1 protein-coding gene is annotated in these 1,869 nt (G+C 61.0%); it reads right to left on the bottom strand.

Features of this window, described 5'->3' with window-relative positions; all coding sequences use genetic code 11:
- Positions 1–127: 127 nt before the first annotated feature.
- The gene (locus MFF40_RS28260; RefSeq protein WP_147853249.1) at positions 128–1,477 is read right to left on the bottom strand and encodes a tetratricopeptide repeat protein; all 1,350 of its coding nucleotides are present in this window, start codon (positions 1,475–1,477) and stop codon (positions 128–130) included.
- Positions 1,478–1,869: the final 392 nt, after the last annotated feature.

The following is a 1,869-nucleotide window of genomic DNA, read 5'->3' as shown; positions in this document are numbered from 1 at the left end:
ACCTCAGAGCCATCGTCACTCAGACCGCCTGATCCCCTTCAAGCGATCGCCCTGATGGTGTCCCGTGCCTAGCCGAACTCCCTTATGGCTCTGCTTCGAGGAGGCGGAGGCACCCACGCGTACCGGTTCAATCGTGGGGAGTCGCCGTGTTTTGCAAACGGCGCATCGTATTGGGATCGATGGGAGGGTCGGCGCCGAGACGGCGGGCCTCGGCACGGTCGGACGCGGCTTGAAGCTTGTCGCCCAGAGTAGCGAGAACCCGGCTCCGATTCACGAAAGCGGTCGCGAATGTCGGACTGAGCCTGACCGCTTCACTGAGGTCCGACAAAGCTGCGCCAAGGTTGCCTGCTCGCTCGTAGATGATACCGCGCAGGTTGAACGCGCCTGCATCGTCCCCTTTCAGCTTGATGGCAACGTCCGCGGCAGCCAGGGCATCCGTTGGGTTGCCTTGGTCCAGAAGGCATGCGCTTCGACCCAGGTGAGCGCGTGGAAGACTTGGTGCGCGGGTTATGGCGGCATCGAAGTCGGCAAGGGCGAGATCAAGATCGTGCTTACGGTAGCGCGCCTCGCCGCGTTCGAGGTAGGCTTGAGCGTTGGCAGGGTCCTTGTGGAGGGCCGCGTCGAAATCGACGATGGCCGCATCGAGCTGGCCGAGCGCAAGCTTGAGCGCTCCACGATAGCGAAGCGCATTGGAATAGGAGGGGTTCAGCCGGATCGCCTCGTCCGTTTCGGAGAGTGCTTTCGTGTTGTCGCTGCCGGCGGACGCAGAGGCGCGATTGAGATGGTACATCGCGTTCGACGGCTCGGCCGCGATGGCTGCATCGAAATCCATCCGCGCCTGTTCAAGGTTGCCCTCGACACGATAGGCGTTGCCGCGAGAGTTCAGATATCGCGCGACGCCAGAGTTATAGAACAAGGCGGCATCGTAGGCAGCGATGGCCCGCCTTGGATCGCCCGCACGGGCATACAGTAGACCGCGTCCCCAATGCGCGTCCGCAAAGCGGGGATTGATCGCCAGCGCGCGTTCGTAATCCGCCGCCGCTTCGTCGTTACGCTTCTGCCTGTAGAAGGCTGCGGCGCGGTTAGCGTAGGCGACAGCGGCTTCGCCTGGTCGCAACCGTATGGCTTCGCTCGCGTCGCTGATCGCCGCGTCGAGTTGCTGCAGCTGTAGGTAAGCGGTGCTGCGGTTGGTGAACGCCGACGCATCCGCAGGACGAAGCCGGATCACGGCATCAAAATCGTCGCGTGCCCGGGAGGGGTCGTTCGCCCTTAGGTAGGCTACACCCCGGGCATGGTAGGCCACCGGATCATCAGGGGAGGAATGGATCGCCTCGTTGAGGGCCGCGATCGCCGCGGTGTAATTTCCCATAGCAAACGCGATCTGGCCGTCTCGAAGACTGGTGTCACTTGCGCTCGCACCGGCTGGAGCGCTGACCCACAGCGCACCAACAAGGAAGACGCACCTACCTAGGTTCATCGGGGTTCCCACATCAAGTTCGCAACCAAACAACAGCTGGCGACAAGCGTCCCGGTTTCAAGTTCTTGCCTCACCACCAAGTGCAAATTTGAGGAAATAATTCCATGGTCGTCTATAGACACACGTTCGCTTCCAGATTTGTAGCAGGCCCGCTATTTTGTCAGGATTGGGTCGGGAGCCGTCCGTTCACTCTATGACCGGGGCGGGTGGATTCGTGCCGGTCTGCTTCTGAGGAGGTAAAAATTGAAGGCGGACTTTCGGTCGTCAGGTAATTTGGCACGGTTTGCGGCGTTCAGTTCCAGAGGCTCTAGTCTATCTGGCGTGAGACAAGACGTTGGGCGTGTCTCAAAAAGCCATCTCGATTGTCGTTGAGGTGCCGCGACGTAGCGGCA

Origin of the sequence: Methylobacterium mesophilicum (assembly GCF_022179445.1) — a bacterium.
Lineage (GTDB): Bacteria > Pseudomonadota > Alphaproteobacteria > Rhizobiales > Beijerinckiaceae > Methylobacterium > Methylobacterium mesophilicum.
Note: the sequence above shows the minus strand (reverse complement) of the source record. Positions and strands in the feature narration are given on the sequence as shown.